Consider the following 23,663-nt stretch of genomic DNA (forward strand, 5'->3'; position numbering starts at 1 on the left):
CTTGCTCTTCGTGCAGGAGTTCCGTGGAGGGGCCGGGGGTGTGGCGGCCACGGATCGAGTCGGCGGCTGCCGGTGCGAGCGCTGGTCCAGCTGCTGCGCACCGGCATGCCGGCTTTCACAGCACCAGTCAAACAGCCCGGAGGCTTCGTGACGGGTTACCCCGCAGGGGCGCTGTGAGGGAGAGCCGACGCGAAGGGACTCAGCCCTGAGCGTTGGCGATGAAGTCGACAGCGTCGCCCACGGTGGAGAGGTTCTTGACCTCTTCATCCGGGATCTTCACGTCGAACTTCTCCTCGGCGTTGACCACGATGGTCATCATCGAGATGGAGTCGATGTCCAGGTCCTCGGTGAAGGACTTCTCCAGCTGGACCTCAGAGGTCTCCAGGCCGGTCTCCTCCTCGATGATCTCAGCAAGGCCGGCGAGGATCTCGTTCTTATCAGCCACAGCGGGCTCCTTTCAGTGAATTTCTTACAGTGAGGGGACGAAACTTAGGGAATTCGGATGACCTGCGCGCCGAAGGCCAGACCGGCGCCGAAGCCGATCTGAAGCGCCAGACCGCCGGAGATTTCAGGATGCTCTGCCCGGAGACGATGCATCGCCAGGGGAATGGAGGCAGCGGAGGTGTTGCCGGCGTCGACGATGTCCCGGCCGATCAGCACCGACTCCGGCAGTTTGAGCTGCTTAGCCAGCTCGTCGATGATGCGGATATTGGCCTGGTGAGGCACAAAGGCGGTCAGGTCCTCAGGCGCCACACCGGCAGTGTCCAATGCCTGCTGAGCCACCTTCGCCATCTCCCACACTGCCCACCGGAAGACGGTCTGACCGTCCTGGCGGAGGGTCGGCCAGAGCTTCTCCTCGGCGTCGAGCAGTCGGGACGCGTCGCCGCTGCTCTGAGCCTCAGCAAGGGCGTCACGCAGGCGCAGCAGCGAATTGTCCATTGCCACGGCGGCCCACTTGTCCCCGTTGGAGCCCCATACCGAGGGCGAGATGGCGGGGGTCTCCGAGCGCCCGACGACGGCAGCGCCGGCGCCGTCACCCAGCAGGAACGAGATGGTGCGCTCGTGATTGTCGATGAAGTCGGAGAGCTTCTCGACACCCACAACGAGGACGTAGTCGGCCATGCCTGCACGAACCAGCGCATCAGCCTGGGCGATGCCGTAGCAGTAGCCCGCACAGGCGGCTGAGATGTCGAATGCCGGGGCGGCAATGCCCAGCCGGCCCGCCAGTGCAGCGGCCGCGGAGGGGGTCTGGTACGGATGGGTGACCGTGGAGACGATCACTGCTCCCAGCTGGGACGCCTCGATGCCGGCGTCGGCCAACGCCTGCGCAGCCGCGCCCTCGGCCATGTCCACCACGGACACCTCAGCGGGGGCCCGATGGCGGGTCACAATGCCGGTGCGCTGCCGGATCCACTCATCGGAGGAGTCGATCCACTGGCAGATCTGCTCGTTGTCGATCACGAGCTCGGGCCGGTGAACACCCAGGCCGAGAACGCCGGTTCCGGCTGCCGGGGTGGGCTGGTTCAGTGCTGCGGTCACGGTGGTGTCTGTGCCTTTCGAAGGTGCCTCAGGCGGTGTGCTCGGCGATGAAGTCGCGAGCCTTGTCAAGATCATCGGGACTGGTGACGGCAAGGGACTGCACGCCCTTGAGGCCGCGCTTAGCCAGCCCCACCAGGGTACCGCCCGGCAGCAGCTCGAGGATGCCGGTGACGCCGCGCGCCTTCATGGTTTCCATGCACAGGTCCCAGCGCACCGGGCGGGTCACCTGGTCCACGATGCGGGACAGGACCTCGCTGCCTTCACGAGTGTCTTCTCCGTCTCGGTTCGAGAGCAGCCCGACGACGGCGTCGCGCGGCTGAATACCGCCGGCGGCCTGGGCAAGCTTTTCTCCAGCGGAGCTCATGTACTGGGTGTGGAACGCTCCGGCGACCTTCAGCGGAATCACTCGGGCCCGGGCCGGGGGATTCTCCGCCAGCGAGGAGAGGCCCTGTTCGTTGCCCGCAGCAACAATCTGACCCGGACCGTTGACATTGGCCGGGGCGAGTCCGGCCGCCTCGATGGCCTCGCGGACCTGGTCCTCGACGCCGCCGACCACAGCGGCCATGCCGGTGGGTTCTGCCGCGGCGGCCTCGGCCATCGCAGAGGCGCGGATGGCGATGAGCTTCAGTGCCTGCTCCTCCGTGAGCGCACCGGCTAGCGTCGCAGCAGGAATTTCACCGACGGAGTGTCCGGAGACCAGCACTTTCTCGCCGTAGCCGGCCAGTGTCTCGGGGCTCAGGCCCAGGGCGCGAGCAGAAAGCAGCGAAGCCGCCACGATCAGCGGCTGGGCCAGCGCCGTGTCACGGATGGTCTCCTCATCGGAGACGGTGCCGTGGGTGATGAGGTCGGTCTGCGAGGCCTCTGCGAAAGACTGCAGCACCGACTTGGTCTCATCGTCGACGAGCCAGGGGGAGAGGAAACCGGAAGTCTGGGAACCCTGTCCAGGGCATACGATCGCTAGCACAGCTCCACCTTTCCACTTCTCGGGTACATGCGCACTTGTAGGAACTCTACAACCCTGCCCGCGTGGTGTACCGGAGGCTGCGGGTACGCGCTCAGAGGCGTCCCAGCGCGAGGGCGGTCTGTAGGACGTAGGCGTCGCGGGGCAGCATCGGATCCCAGCCCGTGATCTCGGTGACCCGCTTGAGGCGATAACGCACCGTGTTCGTGTGGACGAACAGCTCCCGGGCTGTGGCCTCGAGGGAGTGCCCGCAGCTGATGTACGTCTCCACCGTCTCCATGAGCCCGTGCCCGGCAGCGGCCAGATGGTCGCTGATGGCGCTGACCAGGGTCTCTTTGGCCTGGTCGTCTCCTGCCAGGGCGCGTTCTGGAAGGAGATCCTCGGCGGCGACCGGCCGGGGAGCCTGAGCCCAGGCTGGCGCTGCGGTGTATCCGGAGAAGGCCGCGGCCGCGCAGCGGTGGGCCTGGGAGATGCTGCCCTCGTGGCGGCTGTAGACCACCTGCCCCTCACCGAAGGCAGAGAGGACTCGATCAAATCCGTGCTGCAGGCTCTCCACACCTCCGAGCACCAGAATCAGGCGGTCGCCCTGCACGCCCACCACGGCATCGGCAGCGAAGCGCACGCACTGGCGCCTGAGGTGGCTCATGAAGACGGCGTCGGCCTGATCTGGTGCTGAACCGACGATGACGACGACGTTCTCTGAACTCTGCCAGCCCACGGCGGCAGCCCGGGAGGCGATCTGCTCCGCCGGCTCTCCGCGCAGCACTGCATCCACCAGCAGAGCCTCCAGGCGGGAGTCCCATGCACCCCGGGACTCTGCGGCGCGGGCGTAAACATCAGCGATGGCGAAAGCCACCTCGCGCGAATAGCGCAGCACTGCTTCAAGCATGAGCTGCCGATCGCCCTCGGGCATGAGGCCGGGGAGACGCTGCTCCACAGCATCAACGATGGTGCGGATCAGCTGAAGAGCTCGCTGCAGGGAAATGCTGCGCATCAGGTCCGATGGCGCGGCACCCAGGAGCTCATTGACCAGGGGCAGGGACCTCGCGTCAGGGTTCTCCACCCAGTTCAGCAGGCCTTGTATGCCTCGTTGGGCGATCAGCCGCAGGGAGGCGCGCTCCTCCGTGGACAGCTGACGGTACCAGCTCAGGCGCTCCTCCAGATGCGTACCCACCGTGGTGGTGAGGGGCCCAGTATTGCTGCGAAGCACCTCAAGCGCCTCGTCGGAGACCACCACCGCGTGGTCAAGCCCAGAGTCGACAGTCATGATGTTCACTCTAGGCGGGTTTGGAGACTTCCTACAACAGAAGGGCGGCGGCCTCCGTAATCAGAGACCGCCGCCCTTCTGTTGCGGGCGGGGATGCCCGCGCGGGGAACCAGCTTTAGGCGTGATGGCGAGCGTGAGCTCGCCGGAATCAGCTCAGGCGTCCCCGCCTGCGGTGCCGGAGGTTCCGGCGTTGACGTTGCCCAGGTCGTACTTCTCCATGGCCTCGGCAGCCTTCTTGTTCTTGCCGAGCATCTGCAGAGCACGGACCACCATCGAGTGCGCGTCAATCTTGAAGTGCCGACGCGCGGCAGCTCGGGTGTCGGAGAAGCCGTAGCTGTCTGCACCCAGGGTCGCGAATTCGTTGGGCACAAACTGGCGGATCTGGTCCGGTACGGACGTGGTGTAGTCCGTGGACGCGACGATCGGGCCCTCAGCGCCTTGGAGCTGCTGGGTCACGAAGGGCACCTCCGGTTCGCGCTCGGGGTCCAGCATAGCTGTCTGCTCGACCTGCAGGGCCTGGCGGCGCAGCTCATTCCAGCTGGTCACCGACCAGACGTCCGCGGAGACGTCCCACTCATCGGCCAGAATCTGCTGGGCCTCCAGAGCCCACGGCACGGAGACGCCGGAGGCCAGCAGCTGGACCTTCTCGCCGTCGTGCTCGGAGGCTGAGAGCTTGTAGATGCCGCGCTTGATGCCTTCGACATCCACGTTCTCCGGCTCCGGCAGCTGCTGAACGGGCTCGTTGTAGACGGTGAGGTAGTACATGACGTTGTGGTCGCCGTCGTGGTCGCCGTACATCTCGTAGAGACCGTTCTCGATGATGTGAGCGATCTCGTAGCCGAAGGCCGGGTCAAAGTGCTTGACCGCCGGGTTGGTGCCCGCCAGGATCGGGGAGTGGCCATCAGCGTGCTGCAGGCCCTCACCGGTCAGCGTGGTGCGCCCTGCCGTGGCGCCGATGATGAATCCGCGGGCCATCTGGTCAGCGGCGGCCCAGAAGGAGTCACCGGTGCGCTGGAACCCGAACATCGAATAGAAGACGTAGAACGGGATCATGGGCTCGCCGTGGGTGGAGTAGCTGGTGCCCGCAGCGGTGAAAGCTGAGGTGGCACCAGCCTCGTTGATGCCCGGGTGCAGCAGCTGGCCCTGCGGGGACTCCTTGTAGGCCAGCATCAGCTCGCGGTCCACGGAGAGGTAGTTCTGCCCCTTGGGGTTGTAGATCTTTGCAGTGGGGAAGAAGGAGTCCATGCCGAAGGTGCGTGACTCATCGGGGACGATCGGCACAATGCGCTTGCCAAACTCCTTGTCCCGCATCAGGTCCTTGAGCAGGCGGACGAACGCCATGGTCGTGGCGGCCTTCTGCTTGCCGGAGCCCTTCTTAGCCACCGCATAGGTCTTCTCCCCGGGCAGCTGCAGAGTGTTGGCGGGCACACGGCGCTCGGGCAGGGCACCCCCGAGCTCCTTGCGGCGCTCGCGCATGTACTTGATCTCTTCGGCGTCCTCACCGGGGTGGTAGTAGGGGACGTTGTAGGGATCGGCTTCGATCTGCTCGTCGCTGATGGGAATGCGCAGGGTGTCACGGAAGCGCTTGAGGTCATCCACGGTCAGCTTCTTCATCTGGTGGGTCGCGTTGCGTCCCTCGAAGCTGGGGCCCAGGCCGTAGCCCTTAACAGTCTGGGCGAGGATCACCGTGGGCTTGCCCTTGAACTCGCTGGCCGCCTTGTATGCGGCGTAGACCTTCTGGTAGTCGTGACCGCCGCGCTTCAGGCCCCAGATCTCGTCGTCGGACATCTCCGCGACCATCTCTTTGGTCTTGGCGGAGCGGCCGAAGAAGTGCTCGCGCACAAAGGCACCGGACTCGGCCTTGTAGGTCTGATAGTCGCCGTCGAGGGTCTCGTTCATGATGCGGACCAGCTCGCCGTCGTCGTCCTTCTCGAGCAGCGTGTCCCACTCGCGGCCCCAGAGGACCTTGATGACGTTCCAGCCTGCGCCGCGGAAGAAAGCCTCCAGCTCCTGGACGATCTTGCCGTTGCCGCGGACCGGGCCGTCCAGACGCTGCAGGTTGCAGTTGACCACAAAGGTCAGGTTGTCGAGCTTCTCATTAGCGGCGTGCTGCAGGAGGCCGCGGGACTCGGGCTCATCCATCTCACCGTCGCCGAGGAACGCCCAGACGTTCTGGTCGGAGGTGTCCTTGATGCCGCGGTTGTGCAGATAGCGGTTGAACTGTGCCTGGTAGATGGCGTTCATGGGGCCCAGGCCCATGGACACGGTGGGGAACTGCCAGAACTCCGGCATCAGACGGGGGTGCGGATAGGAGCTCAGGCCGTAGGGCGCCTTGGAAACCTCCTGGCGGAAGCCGTCGAGGTGCTTCTCGCTCAGGCGCCCCTCGAGGAAGGCGCGGGCGTAGTTGCCGGGGGATGAGTGACCCTGGAAGAAGACCTGGTCACCGCCGCCGGGGTGGTCCTGACCGCGGAAGAAGTGGTTGTACCCGACTTCGTAGAGGGTGGCCACACCGGCGTAGGAGGAGATGTGTCCGCCCACAGAGATGCCCTCGCGCTGGGCGCGGTGGACCATGACCGCCGCGTTCCAGCGCAGCAGACGGCGGTACCGGCGCTCCATCTCCTCATCACCGGGGAACTGGGGCTCCTGGTCCACGGGAATGGTGTTGACGTAGTCGGTGGTGGTGACCATGGGTACGCCGATGGACTTGGCGCCGGCGCGCTGCAGCAGGGTGCGGATGATGTACTCGGCCCGCTCGGTGCCGTGGGCCTCCACCAGCTGGTCGAATGATTCCAGCCATTCGGCGGTCTCTTCGGGATCACGGTCCGGCAGCTGGTTGGTCAGGCCGCTGCGGATGTGGGAGTTCTCTTCACCAGCGCTCATCAGGATGGGCACCTTTCTGACGGTTCAGCACGGGCCCTGGGGTGCAGGGCCCACATTCGAGGTCTACTCCGCGCAGGGTCCCCGCACGGTGCATTCGGTGGCAACTCTACCGCCTCTATAGCGTCCGAGACGGTGTCGTACTTCCCGCAGACGGCGTAATCCGCGTAACGTTGCCTTATGAGGTCAAACCTTAAGTGCCCCAGTCACAGACGAAAGGAAGGGAACCGGCGGTGAGTCAGGCGACAGCCGGCCAGGAGACCAGCAGCTCCGCTGCCGGACACAAGTACGACGGCGCCAAGAACGTGGTGGATTCCCAGGACCTTCTCGAGGAGCTCGGGTTCCGCCCGGACTTCCTGGTCCAGGAGATCGGAGTCGACGACGACGTCGATGACGAATTCCGGGATGCCCTGGAGGAGCTGCTGGACGAGGAGCTCATCGATGAGGATGAGCAGGAGGTCGTTGATGCGGTGCTGTTGTGGTTCCGTGACGGCGACGACGATCTGACCGACGCCCTGGTGGATTCACTGACCACCCTGGACGAGGGCGGAGTGGTCTGGCTGCTGACGCCCCGCTCGGGCCGTGAGGGGTATGTGCCGCCGGTGGAGATTCAGGATGCGGCGCCCAATGCGGGACTGCACGTCACCTCCTCCGCCGGAGTCAGCGTTAACTGGGCTGCGACCAAGCTTATGGCGCGCAAGTCCTACTGAGCAGGTCATGTGGTGTCTCACCTGTTGCCCGGGCAGCCAGCCCCGCGGTTCACTGCCCGCACCCAGCACGGCGAGACTCTGACACTTGAGGAGCTCGCCGGACGTCCCGTGCTGGTGATGTTCTACCCGTACGCGTTCTCCCGCGTCTGCACCTCTGAGCTGCAGGCGATGGCAGCACGGGCCCCCGAAGTCCGGGACTCCGGCGCGGAGGTGCTTGCGGTCTCCTGCGACGCCGTCCACACCCTGCGCGCCTACGGTGCGGAGCTGTCTAGCGGCCTTCCCGCAGGTGAGGTGGAACTTCCGTTCCGGCTCATCTCTGACTTCTGGCCCCATGGCGAACTCGCGCAGGCCTACGGCGTGCTCAACTCTGCAACAGGAGCGCCGGAGCGGACCAGCATCATCCTGGACGCCCAGCTCCTGGTGCGTCACGTGATCGCCTCCCCGGCGGGCCAGGCCCGGGACCTGGAGCAGACTCTGCAGCTACTGCGAGGGCTGAGCTGATGTGCGGTCGGTACGTCATGGCCAAGCGGAGCCTGGGCGAGCTCGCCCCGGCGCTTCCGTCCTCCTTGGAGCTCACCCAGGACCCGTTCTTCGACTATCACCCCAGTTGGAACATCGCCCCTACCAGCACCGTCCCGATGGTGGTCGAGCGGTACGACGACGACGGCGTCCTCCACCGGGAGCTCCATCCGGCCCGCTGGGGTTTGATTCCCCGATGGGCCAAGGAGCAGAATTTCTCCGCCGCCACGTTCAATGCTCGCTCGGAGACGGTGACGCAGAAACCCGCGTTCCGTGAGGCCGTGCGGCACCGCAGAGCTGTGCTGCCGGCTGAGGCCTACTACGAATGGCCTCGCACGCTACTGGATGCCGCGCACGCGCCCGCCGCTGCCGGCACGGTGAGGAAGGCCAAGGGGCGACCCTACGCAGTTCGGCCGAAAGATGGGTCCCTGCTTCTCTTCGCCGCCATCTACGAGTGGTGGCGTGATCCCCACGCCCCCGCTGAAGAACCCGCTCCGTGGATCCTCTCCGTGAGTATCCTCACAGGCCCCTCGCCGGACCCCCAGCATGCGGACCCGCAACTGGCACGCCTGGGCAGGCTCCATGACCGCACGCCTCTAGCGATGACGGTAGAGGACGCGCATGAGTGGATCACTCCGGGGCAGCGTAGTGTGGAGGAGCTGGAGCCTCTGCTAGAGCGCCTGCGAGGCGGCGTGCACGACGTGGCGCGCGGCTGGGAGCTCTATGAGGTTGACCCTGCCGTAGGCAGCGTGCGGAACAACGGCCCCGAACTCATGGAGCCGGCGTCGCCCCTTTTGCCCTTCGAGTGAGGCGCGGCCCGGGCCTGTCTCGCGGTCAGCGTTATCGCGAGGCGGCGGTAAGATTCCACATCGTGAATACTCAGCCCAGCGCCTCTGACGCACGCTCTTCTGAGACCAAGACTCTCGGCGTCCTCGACCGGTACTTCCATATCAGCGATCGCGGCTCCACCTACGGCCGCGAGATTCGCGGTGGACTGGCCACGTTTTTGGCCATGTCCTACATCATTGTCCTGAACCCGTTGATCATCGGAGCCTCGGCAGACTCCACAGGGAATTTCCTGGGCGGCGGTTCCGAGCCGAACCTGCCGGCGGTGGCCGCAGCAACCTCACTCATCTCGGGTGTGCTGACCATCCTGATGGGCGTGATCGGCAAGTTCCCCATGGCGGTCTCATCCTCCCTGGGGCTCTCGGCGTTTATCACCTACGGGATCGTGGTGCTTCCCGGTATGACATGGGCTGATGCCATGGGCCTGGTGGTGATCGAGGGAGTCCTCCTGCTGATCCTCGTGCTGACCGGGTTCCGCTCGGCCATCTTCAACGCCGTGCCCAGCCCGCTGAAGACGGCGATCAGCGTGGGCATCGGCCTGTTCATCGCGCTGATCGGCATGATGAATGCCGGCTTCATCCAGAACTCTGGCGGCGCCGGCCTGGAGCTGGGTGTGGGCGGCTTCGTCTTCGGCTGGCCACTGCTGATCTTCCTCGTAGCGCTGTTTGCCCTGTTCGTGATGTGGTCGGCGAACGTCCGCGGTGCCATCCTCTACTCCATCGTGGGCGCCACCGCCCTAGCGATCACCATCGAATCGATCCTGCGCGTGGGCCCCTCCAGCGAGGAGCAGCCCTATGGCTGGGACCTGACCGTCCCGACCCTGGATCAGGACTGGTTCACTCTGCCGGATCTGTCGCTGCTGGGCGAGTTCAATCTGCTGGGTTCATGGGAGTCTATCGGCCTGGTGGCAGCCACCCTGCTGGTGTTCACCCTGCTGCTGGCCAACTTCTTTGACCTGCTGGGCACCATGGTGGGTGTTTCCAACGCTGGCGGCATTAAGGACGAGCAGGGTGAGATTCCCTACTCCCGCCGCATCATGGTCGCGGACGCCGTGGGTACCATCGGCGGCGGGGTGGGCTCCACCTCCGTGAACTCGGGCTTCATCGAGTCCACTGTGGGTGTGGGCGATGGTGCTCGCACCGGGTTGGCGAACGTGGTGACCGGTGTGCTCTTCCTGGCCACCATCGTGCTGGCTCCGCTGGCGGCGGTCATTCCCACCGAAGCTGCCTCGGCGACCCTGGTGCTCGTTGGCTTCCTCATGATGCAGCAGATCGTCCGCATCGACTGGAAGGACGTGGAGATCGCGATCCCGGCCTTCATGACCGTGGTGATCATGCCCTTCAGCTACTCCATCACCAACGGCATCGGAGCCGGCTTCATCACCTATGTGCTCATCAAGGTGCTGCGCGGTAAGTTCCGGCAGGTGCACCCGCTGATGTATGTCACGGCAGCGCTGTTCATGCTCTACTTCGTCTCTGGGCCCATCCAGGACGCCCTCGGCGTGAGCTGAGGCCCTCCGCACTGCGAAGCCCTACCGGTCCATCCCACTTTTGCGAGGGGCCGGTAGGGCTTTTGTGTTCTACCTGGGTGTTTCGTGGACAGACCCTGTGCAGCGGCTTTATGATCAGCTCAGGGTGTGGTGAGGTGAATCACGTGACCTTCGCGAGCGGTGCTCGTGCCCCCGCTGACCGAAGGAACACGATGGCCTCTTCGATGCCTTCCCCTCTGGTGTCCTCCTCACGACGACGCCCCCACCATGTGCTGCTCGCGTTGCTGGCCGCTGCGGCATTCGCCTTGAGCGCGGCTCTCACCGTGGGAGCGCCGGCCTCCGCATCCACGGCTGCCGAGGATGTCCAAGCGTCGACCACGGGTACGGGAATCCTCACCGGGACGGTCACCGATCAATTCGGTCAGCCTCTTTCAGAGGCGTTTGTCTGGCTCACCTCACCGGCGCAGGACGACTTCATGGAGTTCGCCACCACGGACGCGCAGGGAAACTACCGCATCCAGGGGCTCGAGAGCGGGCAGTACATGCTGGATGCCTGGAGCGCGGACCACTACTGCGAGCTCCCAGGGGAGGCGATGACCTTCAGCGAGAGCCGAGAAGTGGCCTTCAGCGCCACGGGTGAGCAGCGGGAGGACTTCAGCCTGCTACTCGCCGATCAGGTGCTCAGCGGAACGGTGCGCAGCGAGGCCGGAGACCCCGTGGCGGGCTACTCGGTGGAGGTCAACGGCTTCAGCGCAACATCCGATGCACAGGGCTCCTTCAGCGCCTGCGTGCTCAGCGGGAGTGAACTGTTCATCTGGGGTGGCACGCAAGGGGATTCTGATACGGAGCGCTACTACCTCCGGCCGCTGATACTGGAGGCCCAGGAAACACCGCTGGAGCTCACGGTTCGGGAGATGGGGCGAATCGAGGGCACCGTGACGTTCAACGGCGAGCCGGTCTCGGGCGTCTACGTTGACACCTGGACTGTTGACGCGAACTCGGAGGACTACTGGTACGAATGGGACTCCACCGGCGACGACGGCACCTACACCTTCTACCTTCCGGCCGGTGAGTACATCGTCTCCGCCGATGGATATGTGGGCGGGGACTGGGTTTATACCTCCTACGGCACTGATGCTGCCAATCCCCAGGGCGCCCCAGTGCCTGTGGCGTGGGGTGAGGTGGTTTCCGGCGTCGACTTTGAACTGGGTGCAGCACCGTCAGACGACGGATCAGGAACGGGACCTCAGTCGCCTGCCGGCAGCCGTCCGACGCCGAATATGGAGATGCCTGCATCCCCCGCGACACCTGTATCGTCCCGGGAGTCTGCCCATCCGGCCGGGTCTGTGCCTGCGCCGCTGTCGCGAAGTTCTTCTGAACCCTCAGCGCCGCTGCCGAGTCTGCCTGCTGAAGAATCACCGGCGGCGATGCGTGTTGCAACCCCCGCCCAGGAGCAGGAGACTCCCGCCGCCGTTGCGGGTCCCTCCTCTACGGTCACGCCCGAAAGTGGCGCCCTGGCTGTGACCGGCACGACGATGAGTGCCCTAGCCATGGGCGCGCTCGCGCTGCTGGGTGCTGGAGTCCTGCTGCTGATGCGAGGACGCCGCGCCGGCGAGTCTTGCGAGGACTGAGGGCTCCCCGCGCCCATCTCTCCGCTGTTACCCCAGGACCGTGATGAAGCCGAGTGTGGCGCTGGCTACGCAAGAGGCACATCCGTGTCAGTGGGGCACAGGGATGCGCCTGCAGTTCTGCGAGGAGGTTTTCGATGCCGGCAGCTCAGCCCCGCGAATCCAGGAGCGAGTATGAAGGCGCCTGCCGTGAGCACGGCGATTCAGGTGCGGTGATCCGGGAGGTGCTCGAGCGCGTGGGGGACAAGTGGTCCCTTCTGGTCATTGACACCTTGGCGGCAGGTGTGCTGCGGCTCAGTGAGCTGCAGAAGCACATTCCGGGAATCTCTCAGCGCATGCTCACCCGGACTCTGCGGCTGCTCGAACGCGACGGTCTCATCACCCGCACCGTGCACCCTGAGGTGCCACCGCGCGTGGAATATGCGCTCACCTCCGTGGGGCGCACGCTGATCGTTCCTGCCCAGGAGCTCGCTGGGTGGGCGGTGGAGCATCAGGCCGCCATCCTCTCCGCCCGCGAGGCATACGATGCCGCCCATGAGGAGATAAATAAGCCCGAAAACCCTGGACTTGACTCACGCCACATGAAATAATCGAACATATATTCGACTGAGGGTGTGGGTGAGGAAGGGCAGGAGGGTCGCTCATGAGTTGTCATGATGGGCATCTTCCAGACCTGCCTGTTCTGCCGGAGTCCCTGGAGCGTCTGAGCGATGACCCCACGTTGATGCGCGCTTGGGGTTTCCACGTGAAGGCTCGTCAGGCCGAGGCTGCAAAAATTGAGGCCCTGCTGGAGTATCGAAAGGCTCAGTCCGCGTGGCACGAAACCACCTCTAGAAATGTGCTCAGCGGGGGCGGGGCGAATAGCCCCGGCGCAGGCGCCCCATTAATAGCCCGCGCGGAGGCAGATAAGGCCGCGGTGCGTGACTGCGCTGTGGTGTTAGGGATGAGTGAGCGCACCACTGTGACTATTTTGAATGTCGCAGACCACGTTCAGCACCACTTGCCCTGCACCTGGCAGGCGTTCCAGGAAGGCCGGATCGACCTGTCACGAGTGCGCAAGATCGCTGATGCTGCAGAGGTCATGTTAGGCACTGAGAAGCTGCAGGTTCTGGATCGAGAAGCTGTGGAGCGTGCTGAGCGGGGGAACCTCGGTGATTTGCAGCGCTGGCTGAACCGCCGGGTCCCACAGTTGGAGTCCGGCGCTTATGAACAGGCCTGTCGGAAGGCTCGTGGAGAGCGCCACGTGAGGTTTCAGCACTTGCCCCACGGCATGAGCCTGATCCAGGCTTATGTGCCCACCCTTGAAGCAGCCGCGGTCGAGAAGCGCCTGAAGGCTGCAGCACGTGGGCTGGACTGTCCCCACTCCAGAGGCGCTGGCGAACAGGCCGATTCCAGGGGCAAGCATCCCACGCAGCGGGAGCCGGGTGGTGGAGATCCGCGGAGTCTGGCTCAGCGGGAAGTGGATCTGTTCACCGCGTGGATGCGCGATGGGCGGGTGTACGAGACCCCGCAAGAGGCGAAGATCATGCTCTTGATTCCCGAATCCACTCTCACCGGGGACTCGAATGAGCCGGCATTGAGCGCGGATCGCTCCTGGTGTTTCCCTGCGGACCAGGCTCGCGCTCTAGCGGGCGACCCTGAGGCTTCGCACCAGTGGTACCAGGGCATTAGTCGTCCCAAGGTGAGTCAGTCAGGTGTCCCTGAGGCGGACGTCGATCTGCTTTCGGTGACCTATCAAGGGCGCTTTCCGCCGCAGCGGCTGAGAGATGCCCTCGTATTCCGGGACGGGACCTGCCAGGCCCCGGGGTGCGGAGTGCCTGCAGAGCGCTGCGATATGGACCACCAGACCCCCTGGGGTCCTGATCACCTCGGCGGTGGTGGGCCGACAAGTGCGAAGAATCTCTGGGCGTTATGCCGGCGCCACCACCGGATGAAGTCTCACGGATACCTTGACCCGCCTGAGGAGAGCGAGGTGACTGCTCGGGAATCGCAGGGAGCGGCTGACCCTCCAGGGAGTCCCGGCGGCCGAAGGGAAGCGCGGGGTACAGCGAGCCCCGGTAGTGCGGAAGGCCCCGGCGAGGTCAGACGGATTTGTCTGCCTTCGGTGACCCGTCGTTCTCGGCTTCCTGGCTCTCCGGAGGTAGGTGGCTCACAAGGAACCTTGCATTCTTGGCCGGGCATGGCGGTGGATTTCGCATGGCCTGCGCCAAAATGTGTCCTTGTGAGCGGCTCCTCGACGTGAGTCTTAGAGGCGGAAGCCGCCGCTGGCCTCAATGCGCTGGCCTGTGATCCACGCTGTGCCGGGGGGAGACCAGGGAGGCGACGGCGGCGCCGATATCCTCTGCCTCGGCGATGCGTCCCAGAGCGGTCATGCCCGTGAAGACCTCCTGAACCTGTTCGGAGTCACGGAAATAACCGCCGGCGAAATCGGTGGCTACCGGCCCCGGAGCGATGGTGTTGACGGAGATTCCCCGCGGCCCCAGTTCCTGGGACCAGTACCGGGTCAGGACTTCGACCGCGCCCTTCATCGCCGCGTAGGCGGCGTAGGGAGCGGAGACGAACCGCGTCAGTCCGCTGGAGACATTGATGATGCGTCCGCCGTCGGCCAACAGGCACTGCTGGCCCTCCGGTGCTGTTGCCAGCTGCTGGGTCAGCAGGTAAACCCCTTTGACGTGGACGGCAAAGAGGCCGTCCAGGGTGCCCTCGTCGGTGTTGCCAAGGACCGCACTGCCGGCAAAACCCGCGTTGTTGACCAGGATGTCCAGGCTCGAGCGCTCGAACTGGTCCTTCAGCACCTGGCGCAGTGAGGAGGAGAACGTCACGACTGCGGCGGTATCCAGCTGCAGTGCCGCCGCACGGGCCCCGAGGTCCTCCACCTCGCGGCTGACCTGCAGCGCGTCTTCGTGGTGGGAGCGGTAGGTGAAGATGATGTCGATCCCCTCGCCGGCCAGGGACAGGGCTACTGCGCGGCCCAGTCCGCGATTGCCGCCGGTGATCAGAGCAGTACGTGATGCAGACATGGTGGGTCTCCGATGCTTGAGAAAGGGCGACGCCGTGTGCAGCCGCCCTCACTCATCCTCGGTCCAGCGGCCAACCGGTGGCAGGCGTAAGGGACCCAGGGGATGACGACCCCTGTCTTGGGCTGCTCCTGGCGCGGCATAATCGGCTCATGGATCTGCCAGCCTTGGGAGCTTTTCTGCGTTCTCGCCGCGACCGCATCCCGTCAACAGACGTGGGGATCGCCGCAGGAGCACGCCGTCGCGTTCCGGGGCTGCGCCGGGACGAAGTGGCGTTGCTCGCCGGGGCCTCTACGGACTACTACATCCAGCTGGAGCGCGGAGAGGCGCAGCCCTCCGAGCAAATGCTCGCAAGCCTGGCGCGGGCCCTGCGGTTGACACACGACGAACGGGATTACCTCTTCCGCCTGGCAGGGCGCCCCACAGGCGGTGATTCCGGGCCAGCAGCTCATGTGCAGCCCGGAATGCTGGACCTGCTGCAGAGAGTGGAGAACACCCCGGCCATCGTCATCACCGATCTGCACGAGACGTTGCTGCAGAACCGTCTGGGGCGCGCCCTTCGGGGGAGTCACGCCGAGCAGCAGGGGCTGCGGGCCAGTTTTGTCTACCGGTGGTTCACCGAGCCAGCAGCGCGGGAGATCTATCCGGAAGAAGATCACCCGCATCACTCCCGAGTCTTCGTCGAAGACCTGCGCGCCGTCGTCGGGCGTCGAGGTCATGACCAGGATGTGCGCGCCGTGGTGGAGAACCTCCTGCGATACAGCGAGGAGTTCAGCCAGCTCTGGGAACGCCATGATGTCTCAGTGCGCCGCGGAGACCGCAAGCGCATTGTTCATTCAGAGGTGGGGGTGCTGGATGTGAACTGTCTGACCCTTTTCAGCGAGGATCACCGGCAGAGGCTCATCTGGTTCACCCCGCCTGCCGGGACCCGCACGCACGAACAGCTGAAGCTGCTCGGAGCAGTAGGGGTTCAGCAGATGCAGTCCCAGCCGTGAGCGGCAACTGATCATCGCTGCTTTGGGGGCAGCACCACCTGGGTCTGGCGGTGCTCGTAGACGATCGAGGTGCGCACGTCTGCCACCTCCGGTCGCTCTGTCATGCGATCGATGACAAACGAGTACAGGGAATCGTTGTCCGGGACGGCTACATGGATCAGAAAGTCCTCGGTGCCGCTGGTGACGAACAGCCCCACGACTTCGGGCAGCTGAGATGCCCACTCACGAAATCCTTCGATGTTCCGTCGCGTGGGTGGGCGGACGCGGACCGCGACCATGGCTTGCACTCCGCGACCCAGCTTCTTGAGGTCCACGGTCAGCCGAGCGCCGGTGATCACTCCTCGGTCCTTCAGCGTGCGGGTGCGGTCCAGTGCCGTGGAGGGCGCGACGCCGACGGTTTGAGCGAGGTCTCGATTAGTGCGCCGAGCATCTCGCTGGAGTTCACGAAGGATCGCCGTATCAAGTGCGTCACGGCCACTTCGGTTTCCGGTGTGCTGGGGCCAGCCGCTGAGGACGCCGGAGGGTCACAGCATGCACCGCTGCCCTGGCTGGGATGCACGGTGGTCACCGCCTCTCGGGAGAAGCTGCGCGTGCTGCGGGCCAAAGCCCAGGCACGGGAGGACACCTATGTGGCCGATATGCCGGTCTCAGCCCAACAGACCCGGGTCTACCAGGAGTATCTGGAGACCATGGCGGGGTCTCCTGCTGAGGAGCTGGTCTATGCAGCGCTCAGTGTGGTGGGGCCTCGAAGCTACATTGAACGGCTGATTGGTGGGCTCTCCCTCATGGAATGACGGGTCCAGAATCTCAGGCGAAGAGTTCCAGATCATCTCCCTGGTGAGCGGAGGCTCGCTGCTTCCACTCGTTCCACATCTGCTTCAGGTCCCACGCTGCCTCCGCTTGGACGGAGATGCCGCGTTCGCCCGTGCGGCGAGTTCTGCCCTGGATCAGCAGCAGCTTGGTGCCGAAGAGCAGGGGTCCGGCCTGCTGCTGAGCCTCTTCGAAGAAGACCGTGTCGGCACAGCCGGTGCCGTCGTCGAGACTGATGAACACCGTGCGCTTGCCCGAGCGCATGGGCGGAGTTTGGGTGGCCACCCGGACGCCTGCCACCAGCACCTCGGAGTTGTTCCGCAGTCCCAGAAGATCCTCCGCGGTGGTCACTCCGATCTCCTCCAGCATGGGCCTGTAGAGATCCATCACGTGGCCTTGGACCTCAGAGGCCAGAGTCTCCAGCTCCGTAGTGAGTTGATCCTCGGCCGAGGGGTCCGGCACGGTGGAATCCACCAGCATTTGTTCGCCGAACAACTGGGGCTGGTCCAGATCCTCGGGCTCGCGACGCTTCCAGGGAGAAGCTGTCAGCTGCCGCACATAGGCGATGATGCCGCCGCGGGCTGTGGACTGTTCGCTGCTTGCCGGGTTGTCCTGGCCAGCGGCAAGCAGGCTGTCGAAGGCGCCGATGCTTGCCAGCCGCATCATCAGGGGCCGGGAGGGCCTGGCCCGGTCATAGACATCAGTGATGGAGGTGTAGGGCTGGTGCTCCACCAGGCGGTGAACCTCGGCGTCGCTGATTCCCTTGATGTCCCGCAGGGCGAGTCTGATTCCCTTCTCCTCGGCGGTGAGGCGTTCCACCCGGTACTCCGGCGCCGAAGCATTGACGTCCACGTTCAGCAGAGGAATGCCGATGCGCCGGGCCTCCGCCATGAGCAGTCGACGCGGATACATCCCCGGGTCGTGCTCGAAGAGTGCGCAAAGGAACTCCACCGGGTAGTGAGTCTTCAGCCAGGCTGACTGATAGGTCGGCAGAGCAAAGGCCGCCCCGTGTGCTTTGCAGAACCCAAAACTTCCGAAGCCCTTCAGCGTCTTCCATATCCGCTCGATGCTTTCATCGCTGAAGAGCCGTTTCCCGTCTTCAACCCGCTGTGCGGCACGCTCGCGAAAATCCTGCTCAATCTGATCAGCGTCCTTCTCCAACCGGCGGCGAAGCTCATCCGCTTCTGCCAAGGAGACCCCCATGGTGTCGCTGAGAATGCGCAGCACATGCTCGTGATAGATCACCACGCCGTAGGAATCCTGCAGGAAGTGGGCGAAACGGGGATGCAGATAGGTGATTTTCTGAAAACCGTGCTTGCGGTCGATGAAGGGAGTGACCATATTGCCCTTCATCGGCCCGGGGCGGAACAGCGAAATATCAGCGATGAGATCCGAGTAGGCATCCGGCTGAAGCTTCCCGATCAGTTCCCGCTGACCGGGGGATTCGATCTGGAACATTCCCAGAGTGTGGGTGGTGCGGATCGCGGCAAACGTCGGGTCGTCGTCCTTAGGCAGCTCGTCCAGATCGATGCGGCCTTCCTCCGAGATGTAGGGCGCGTCCTCGGGGAGCCCTCCCTCGCTAGCGGTGCGGGAGCCGTTGACCCTGGCGATCTCTTTCACGGCGTAGGCCATAGTGGACTGCATGCGGACTCCCAGCACATCGAGCTTGAGCAGCCCCATATCGTCAATATCGTCCTTGTCGAACTGGGACATGGGCAGCCCGATGCCGGAAGGCTGGGTGGGTGTCACCGAGAGCAGGTCCGCGTTGCCCAGAATCACTCCGCAGGGATGCATGGAGATGTGGCGGGGCAGCCGATCCAGTCGTTCGGTGAGGTCTACCAGCAGGTCCAGCTGCGGCTCAGCATTGACCAGCTCGGCTACCTCGCGCAGCTCCGGCTTGGAGGCCAGCACCTGCCGGAAGTCCCGAGCGTTGAAGCGCCAGATGCTCTCAGCGATCTGGTCGATCCGCTCTTCGCTGAGGCCCAGAGCCAGCCCCGCATCGCGAGCGGCTCCCCGGGCGCGGTACCGGTTCTGCATGGACAGCAGCGTCACCCGATGATGACCGTAGCGCTCAAAAATGGCCTCGTAGACCTCATGGCGGCGCGCTGACTCGATGTCCACATCAATGTCGGGGAGCGTGGTGCGCACCTCGCCGAGGAAACGCTCAAACAGCAGATCGTGCTCGATCGGATCCACGGTGGAGACCCGCAGCAGATAGTTCACCAGGCTGCCGGCGCCCGAACCGCGGGCCTGCACCCGGATATCCATATCCCGGATCAGGTCCACCACATCGGCCACGGTGAGGAAGTAGCTGCTGAAGCCGAACTGTGTGATGGTGGCCAGCTCCTTCTCCAGGCGTTCCTGAAGAGTCCGCAGGCTCTCTCCGGTGGCCTGCGGATAACGGTGCGGCAAGGCTGCCTCGCACCGCTGCCGCAGCACCAGGGCCGGATCCTCGGTAATCCCCAGCACCTCCAGCTCCGGGACCTTGGGCTGTTTCCAGCCCAGATCGCTCGGAGGATCCAGGCGGCAGCGCTCGGTGATCCTCTGCGTCTCCTCCAGCAGCGCATAGGCCGCCTCCCGAGGCAGCCCAGCAGCATCAGCAACCTGGTGTGCCAGGGCATGCATCTGGGCCGCGGGTTTGAACCAGGCCTGTCCGTTGGGCTGCGGGGTGAAGCTGCCCAGGGGCAGCAGGTGCGCTGCCGCATCGAGCACATCTCCGGTCACCGCCTCATCCGGAACCCGGTAGCGCACCGCATTGGTGAGCACCGCCGGAGTCCCCGTGGCCTGGGCCAGCTGAAGCATCTGCGCGGCGTGCTTCAGGCTGGCGCTGAGGCCTGGCCGGGTGTGATGACAGACCACTTCGACGACGACGCCCCCGGGAAGCTGCTGCTTCCAGTCCTGAAGCAGATGCTGCGCCCGGTCCTTCTGGCCAGCCAGTACTGCCTGACCCACATCGGAGCCCGGGCCCAGCATGAGGGTGGCGGTGGGGGAGCCGTCGTCGTTCTGGAGGAAGATCCCCGGACGGCTGCGGCTGATCCAGGCCGGACGGTGCGCCGAGCCGTGGGGCACCCGCCGAGCCCCGCGTTTAGGGGCGTGGGCGGAGGAGACCAGGCGCACCAGGGAGGCCCATCCCGCCCCCTGATTGTGACCATGGGCCAGCACCGTGATCTCTGAGAGGGTCTCCGAAACAGAGCCGGTGCCCTCTTTGACCTGCAGGTTGACCCCCACCACGGGGTCCAGCCCGTGCGCGAGACAGGATCGCACATGGCGGACAGCCCCGTAGAGGCCGTCCCGGTCCGTGATCGCCGCCGCCGCGGCACCAGCCCGCTGAGCAGTCTCTACCAGAGCCTCAGGTCGGCTGGTGCCGTGGTGCGCGGAGAATGCGCTGGCCACATTCAGATGGGTAAAAGAAGGCACTGGCTCCCGCCTTGGTTGTTGCATGGTGTTAGTCGTAGATGCCCGTCACCGGCCAGGAGGGGCCGGCGGCCACCGCAAGGTCGAAGATGAGAATCTGTCCGTCGTCCTCGGCGGTGGCCTGGACCTGCCACATTCGCTGCTCCAGAGCCTCCGCTGATCGTCCAGCGGGGACGCGGGTGGAGGTGTGCCACCACGGACGCCGGTCGATCCAGGGGATCGGCCTCGCAGAGACCCGAAACCGTCGCCCGCTCCACACCAGGCGCTCAGGTGCACCCGAGGAGGCGGTCCACACCGTGGCCGAATCATGCTGGACCGCCGCTTCAGCAGTCATGGGCAGCTCCCTCCACTATTCGAACATAGATTCGATTATCGAGTGTAGAAGCACCATAGGACAAGACCTCATCCTGGAGCCAACCGCCCTCATCAGCGGCCCTGCTTCCCCAGTTCTGAGCCCGAAGCGGGGTGGAGGTAGCATCATCGGATGGTCAAGGTTCTGGTGATCCAGCACGAGGACGGCGTCGGCATCGACAGATTCGGCGACTGGCTCAGAGAAGCTGGCGCCCAGCTGCACATTCTGCGTCCTGATCGAGGGGATGAGGTGCCGCAGAGTCTGACGGGCTACGACGCTCTGGTGGTCCTGGGCGGGACTGCCGGGCCGGAGGATGATGAGCGATGGAGTTGGCTTCCGGCGGTCCGGTCTCTGCAGCGCCAGGCTGCGCAGCGCAGCGAGCCGGCCTTCAACATCTGCCTGGGAGCGCAGCTGGCCGCGGTCGCCCATGAGGTGGAGGTTTTCCGCCGGGCCAAGCCCCAGATCGGCGTGATGGAGCTGCACCGTCGTCCCGAGGCCGCAGAGGATCCGGTCTTCTCCGTGCTGCCGGAGCGCCCCCGAGCAGTGATGTGGCACCAGGAGCAGATCGCCCAGGTTCCCGAGGGTGCGGTGCATCTGGTGGACGGCACCGATGCCCCGGTGCAGGCCTTCCGGGTGGGTGACTCCTCCTGGTCGGTCCAATTCCATCCGGAAGTCAATGCTGAGACCCTGCGCGGCTGGGCGCGGGACACCGCCCACCTGGTGGAGCGGGCGGGTCTGAGGCCTGACCGGGTGCTGGAGGAGTTCGACGCCCAGGCCGCCGAGATCGAAGAGACCTTCAAGCCGCTGGCCGCAGCCTTCGTGGACTACGCCCGCCGCAGCTGATCGGCCCGTCTGAGGCAGGGCTTCTCAGGCGATGGTGTGCCGCGGGGTGGTAGCTCACTGCGGGGCAGTGGTACGACCCCGGAACGTGCGCCGGTACTCGCTGGGGGCGACCCCCAGCGTCTTCTGGAAGCTGCTGCGGAAATTGCTGGGACTGGGGAAGCCGGTCTGCCGAGCGATGCGCTCGATCCCGTAGTCGGTGGTCTCCAGCAGCTCCTGGGCATGACGGATCCGCACCCCGGCCAGCCAGGACATCGGTGACTGGCCCGTCTCCGCGTGGAAGCGCCGGTTCAGTGTGCGCACACTCATATGCGCGGCCGCGGCCAGATCCTCCAGGGTGAGGTGCCGGTGGGCATTCTCCTCGATCCAGCCCAGCACCGGCTCCAGGGCGGAGGTGGCCAATGTTGAGGCCGTCAGGTCGGGATGGTTGCGCAGGATGAACTGGGCCTGCCCGCCGCTGCGGTGCAGCGGTGCCACCGCAAGACGCGAGGCATCGGCGGCCACGGCGGCCCCGTGGTCCTGCTGGATCATGTGCAGACACAGGTCCAGGCCGGCCGCCGCGCCTGCTGAGGTGAGGATCTGGCCGGTGTCCACGTAGAGGACCTCCGGGTCGACGTCGACGGCGGGGAACATCCGGGCCAGGGCGTGGGCGGCCCGCCAGTGCGTGGTGGCGCGGCGCCCATCCAGTAGTCCGGCCCTCGCGGGTAGCTGCGGTGTTCGGGCGTGCGGAGGCCCAGTGGCAAGATTCAGGCGAGACATGGCCATCGGGACACTGGTGGAGACTTCTACGCGACGTAGAAGATGAGGGTATGAGCAATTTTCTTCTCTCCATCCATGTGCTCGGCGCCATCCTGGCCATCGGGCCGGTGGCCGTGGCTGCGAGCATGTTTCCGCCGGCAGCCCGCCGGGCGCTCGCCGACCCCGCCGACGCCCGCGCGGGGGCCACCGTGCGTATCCTGCACCGCATTACCCGCGTCTACGCGGTCATCGGAATCCTGGTGCCGGTCTTCGGCGTGGCTACCGCCGTCTCCATGGGCATCCTCACCCAGCCGTGGCTGTTGGTGTCCATGACCCTGACCGCGCTGGCCGCAGCCGTCCTCATCACCCAGGTCATCCCCGCACAGAAACAGGTGGTGGAGGGGCTGGAGCAGAACACCCGGCACGACGACGGCGACGTGGAAGGCGCGGCCTCTAAAGGCGCTGCCAGTGCGACAGGCGCCACCACCATGACCCGGGCCCTGCCCGATGTCTCCCTCGCACGACGTCTGGGGATGACCACAGGGGTGTTCAACCTGCTGTGGGCTGTGGTGGTCGTCATGATGATCTACCGGCCCGGGCAGGGAGGGTACGCATGAGCGCCGTCGTCGTCCTGAAATGGCTGGGCGTGGCAGAGATGGTGACGCTGGCGCTCATGCTGGTCAACATCATCACCGTGCACGAGCCGCTCATCAGCTCCCTGCTGGGTCCCAGCCACGGTCTGGCCTATACCGGTACCGTGATTGCTGGCATCCTCGCGGCTCAGGGGAGGCATCGCGTCTGGGTACTCAGCCTGCTGCCGGGGATCGGCGGGTGGCTGGCCTACCGCGCTGCGCTGCGGAGCGCCGCGGCGGTGGCCTGAGTCTCGCTTCAGTGGGCGCCGGTGCGCCGGGCCTGTTCCACTGCGGCCTCGGCTCCGTGCGTCCACGGTGCGCCGTGTCCGGTCAGGACGGTCGCGGCACCGGTGGAGGAGATCGCTTGCAGGGAGTCCAGGGCCTGCCGGGTGTCCTTGGTGGCGGCGCTGGCCACGATTTGTGGTCCCTGAGTTCCCGTGTACGGATCCAGCGTCACCAGCGCGTCTCCGCTGATCACGGTGTTCCGCTCGGGCAGATGCAGAATGCAGTGCCCGTCCGTATGTCCGGGAGTGTGCAGCACCGAGGGACTGCCCGGCAGGTCCTCCAAAGAACCCTCGGTCATCGGCTGGGTGTCCCGCAGCCCCCGAACGCGCAGCGCTCCGGAGGTCGCGAGCTTGCCCAGCACCGGCAGGGATCGGGGATGGGTGAACGGGTAGAGGAAACGGTTGCGCTCGGTGGCATAGCGGTAGGGGTGGGAGGCCAGCGGCGCGTCCTCCTGGTGCACCAGAACGGGGATTCCGTGCTCGCGATGGGCATGCCGGGCGAATCCCATGTGATCAAAGTGGCCGTGGGTCAGGGCCAGGGCGCGAATGTCTCCGGGGCGCCGTCCGCGGGTGCGCAGCACCTCCAGAACCTCCTGCCACATGCGAGGCAGGCCCGCATCCACCAGAAGCACGCCGTTCTCGTCCTCCACCACATAGCAGTTGACGTGGGCGCGGGTGATGAGGTGGATGCCGTCGGCAACGTCATAGCTGATCATCGGATTCTCCAGACATATCGCAGGTGCGT

General features: G+C 65.3%; 23 protein-coding genes and 1 pseudogene. 12 read left to right on the forward strand and 12 right to left on the reverse strand.

Annotation, left to right across the window (positions count from 1 at the left end; all coding sequences use genetic code 11):
- Positions 1 to 199: 199 nt before the first annotated feature.
- The 5 genes from RH857_RS06145 to aceE form a co-directional block, all read right to left on the reverse strand.
- Positions 200 to 445 carry an acyl carrier protein gene (locus tag RH857_RS06145; protein WP_310537095.1) on the reverse strand — a complete coding sequence of 82 codons (246 nt, stop codon included), beginning with the start codon at positions 443 to 445 and terminating at the stop codon, positions 200 to 202.
- 44 nt (positions 446 to 489) lie between these two features.
- Positions 490 to 1,539 carry a beta-ketoacyl-ACP synthase III gene (locus RH857_RS06150; RefSeq protein WP_310537096.1) on the reverse strand — a complete coding sequence of 350 codons (1,050 nt, stop codon included), beginning with the start codon at positions 1,537 to 1,539 and terminating at the stop codon, positions 490 to 492.
- A gap of 28 nt (positions 1,540 to 1,567) precedes the next feature.
- On the reverse strand, positions 1,568 to 2,503 hold the full coding sequence (locus RH857_RS06155; protein WP_310537097.1) for an ACP S-malonyltransferase: 936 nt from the start codon (positions 2,501 to 2,503) through the stop codon (positions 1,568 to 1,570).
- Positions 2,504 to 2,594: 91 nt separating this feature from the next.
- Positions 2,595 to 3,767, reverse strand: coding sequence for a PucR family transcriptional regulator (locus RH857_RS06160; protein WP_310537098.1), 1,173 nt, complete (start codon positions 3,765 to 3,767; stop codon positions 2,595 to 2,597).
- Between the two features lie 153 nt (positions 3,768 to 3,920).
- Entirely contained in the window at positions 3,921 to 6,647 is a 2,727-nt protein-coding gene (gene aceE / locus RH857_RS06165; protein ID WP_310537099.1) for a pyruvate dehydrogenase (acetyl-transferring), homodimeric type, read from the reverse strand.
- A 302-nt stretch (positions 6,648 to 6,949) separates the two neighbouring features.
- On the opposite strand from aceE, the gene RH857_RS06170 reads away from it, so the two are divergent.
- The 7 genes from RH857_RS06170 to RH857_RS13665 all read left to right on the forward strand — a co-directional run bounded on the left by RH857_RS06170 (position 6,950) and on the right by RH857_RS13665 (position 14,078).
- Positions 6,950 to 7,354, forward strand: a complete 405-nt coding sequence (locus RH857_RS06170) for a DUF3052 domain-containing protein (RefSeq protein WP_310537122.1) — start codon at positions 6,950 to 6,952, stop codon at positions 7,352 to 7,354.
- 12 nt (positions 7,355 to 7,366) lie between these two features.
- Positions 7,367 to 7,855, forward strand: a complete 489-nt coding sequence (locus RH857_RS06175) for a redoxin domain-containing protein (RefSeq protein WP_310537100.1) — start codon at positions 7,367 to 7,369, stop codon at positions 7,853 to 7,855.
- Positions 7,855 to 8,682, forward strand: a complete 828-nt coding sequence (locus tag RH857_RS06180; RefSeq protein ID WP_310537101.1) for an SOS response-associated peptidase — start codon at positions 7,855 to 7,857, stop codon at positions 8,680 to 8,682. The genes RH857_RS06175 and RH857_RS06180 overlap by 1 nt, the downstream gene beginning before the upstream one ends.
- Positions 8,683 to 8,744: 62 nt before the next feature.
- Positions 8,745 to 10,229 (forward strand): NCS2 family permease, encoded by a 1,485-nt coding sequence (locus tag RH857_RS06185; protein WP_310537102.1) that lies wholly within the window; start codon positions 8,745 to 8,747, stop codon positions 10,227 to 10,229.
- 191 nt (positions 10,230 to 10,420) lie between these two features.
- Complete coding sequence (locus RH857_RS06190; protein WP_310537103.1) at positions 10,421 to 11,839, forward strand: carboxypeptidase regulatory-like domain-containing protein; 1,419 nt, start codon at positions 10,421 to 10,423, stop codon at positions 11,837 to 11,839.
- Positions 11,840 to 11,973: 134 nt separating this feature from the next.
- A complete protein-coding gene (locus RH857_RS06195) occupies positions 11,974 to 12,426 on the forward strand; it encodes a winged helix-turn-helix transcriptional regulator (RefSeq protein ID WP_310537104.1) in 453 nt (150 codons plus the stop codon).
- Positions 12,427 to 12,779: 353 nt separating this feature from the next.
- Positions 12,780 to 14,078 (forward strand): HNH endonuclease signature motif containing protein, encoded by a 1,299-nt coding sequence (locus tag RH857_RS13665; protein ID WP_374761124.1) that lies wholly within the window; start codon positions 12,780 to 12,782, stop codon positions 14,076 to 14,078.
- Between the two features lie 28 nt (positions 14,079 to 14,106).
- Here RH857_RS13665 and RH857_RS06200 read toward each other — a convergent pair whose 3' ends face one another.
- A complete protein-coding gene (locus RH857_RS06200) occupies positions 14,107 to 14,856 on the reverse strand; it encodes an SDR family NAD(P)-dependent oxidoreductase (RefSeq protein WP_310537105.1) in 750 nt (249 codons plus the stop codon).
- Between the two features lie 149 nt (positions 14,857 to 15,005).
- Between RH857_RS06200 and RH857_RS06205 the strand changes: the two genes are divergently transcribed.
- Positions 15,006 to 15,848: a helix-turn-helix domain-containing protein gene (locus RH857_RS06205; RefSeq protein ID WP_310537106.1), complete on the forward strand. Its 843-nt coding sequence runs from the start codon at positions 15,006 to 15,008 to the stop codon at positions 15,846 to 15,848.
- 11 nt (positions 15,849 to 15,859) lie between these two features.
- Here the strand turns inward: RH857_RS06205 and RH857_RS06210 are convergent, their stop codons facing one another.
- Both RH857_RS06210 and RH857_RS06215 read right to left on the reverse strand, forming a co-directional pair.
- Positions 15,860 to 16,186: an Lrp/AsnC family transcriptional regulator gene (locus tag RH857_RS06210; protein ID WP_310537107.1), complete on the reverse strand. Its 327-nt coding sequence runs from the start codon at positions 16,184 to 16,186 to the stop codon at positions 15,860 to 15,862.
- 3 nt (positions 16,187 to 16,189) lie between these two features.
- Positions 16,190 to 16,309 (reverse strand): annotated as a pseudogene (locus RH857_RS06215) (AsnC family transcriptional regulator); the annotation flags it as partial.
- Between RH857_RS06215 and RH857_RS06220 the strand changes: the two are divergent.
- Positions 16,307 to 16,642, forward strand: coding sequence for a DUF2000 family protein (locus RH857_RS06220; protein WP_310537123.1), 336 nt, complete (start codon positions 16,307 to 16,309; stop codon positions 16,640 to 16,642). The pseudogene RH857_RS06215 and the gene RH857_RS06220 sit on opposite strands and share 3 nt — an antisense overlap.
- Positions 16,643 to 16,655: 13 nt before the next feature.
- Here RH857_RS06220 and RH857_RS06225 read toward each other — a convergent pair whose 3' ends face one another.
- Both RH857_RS06225 and RH857_RS06230 read right to left on the reverse strand, forming a co-directional pair.
- Complete coding sequence (locus RH857_RS06225; protein ID WP_310537108.1) at positions 16,656 to 20,099, reverse strand: DNA polymerase III subunit alpha; 3,444 nt, start codon at positions 20,097 to 20,099, stop codon at positions 16,656 to 16,658.
- Between the two features lie 4 nt (positions 20,100 to 20,103).
- A complete protein-coding gene (locus tag RH857_RS06230) occupies positions 20,104 to 20,406 on the reverse strand; it encodes a DUF6504 family protein (protein ID WP_310537109.1) in 303 nt (100 codons plus the stop codon).
- 150 nt (positions 20,407 to 20,556) lie between these two features.
- Between RH857_RS06230 and RH857_RS06235 the strand changes: the two genes are divergently transcribed.
- On the forward strand, positions 20,557 to 21,267 hold the full coding sequence (locus RH857_RS06235; protein ID WP_310537110.1) for a type 1 glutamine amidotransferase: 711 nt from the start codon (positions 20,557 to 20,559) through the stop codon (positions 21,265 to 21,267).
- Positions 21,268 to 21,321: 54 nt separating this feature from the next.
- Here RH857_RS06235 and RH857_RS06240 read toward each other — a convergent pair whose 3' ends face one another.
- Complete coding sequence (locus RH857_RS06240; protein ID WP_310537111.1) at positions 21,322 to 22,023, reverse strand: GlxA family transcriptional regulator; 702 nt, start codon at positions 22,021 to 22,023, stop codon at positions 21,322 to 21,324.
- Positions 22,024 to 22,073: 50 nt separating this feature from the next.
- Here RH857_RS06240 and RH857_RS06245 point away from each other — a divergent pair, with 50 nt between their 5' ends.
- Together RH857_RS06245 and RH857_RS06250 are read left to right on the forward strand one after the other, a co-directional pair.
- Positions 22,074 to 22,619 (forward strand): DUF2269 family protein, encoded by a 546-nt coding sequence (locus RH857_RS06245; RefSeq protein ID WP_310537112.1) that lies wholly within the window; start codon positions 22,074 to 22,076, stop codon positions 22,617 to 22,619.
- Positions 22,616 to 22,882, forward strand: coding sequence for a hypothetical protein (locus RH857_RS06250; RefSeq protein WP_310537113.1), 267 nt, complete (start codon positions 22,616 to 22,618; stop codon positions 22,880 to 22,882). The genes RH857_RS06245 and RH857_RS06250 overlap by 4 nt, the downstream gene beginning before the upstream one ends.
- Positions 22,883 to 22,890: 8 nt before the next feature.
- Here the strand turns inward: RH857_RS06250 and RH857_RS06255 are convergent, their stop codons facing one another.
- Positions 22,891 to 23,634, reverse strand: coding sequence for an MBL fold metallo-hydrolase (locus RH857_RS06255; RefSeq protein WP_310537114.1), 744 nt, complete (start codon positions 23,632 to 23,634; stop codon positions 22,891 to 22,893).
- Positions 23,635 to 23,663: the final 29 nt, after the last annotated feature.

The sequence above is a fragment of the Nesterenkonia flava genome, from assembly GCF_031432335.1.
Classification (GTDB): domain Bacteria; phylum Actinomycetota; class Actinomycetes; order Actinomycetales; family Micrococcaceae; genus Nesterenkonia; species Nesterenkonia flava.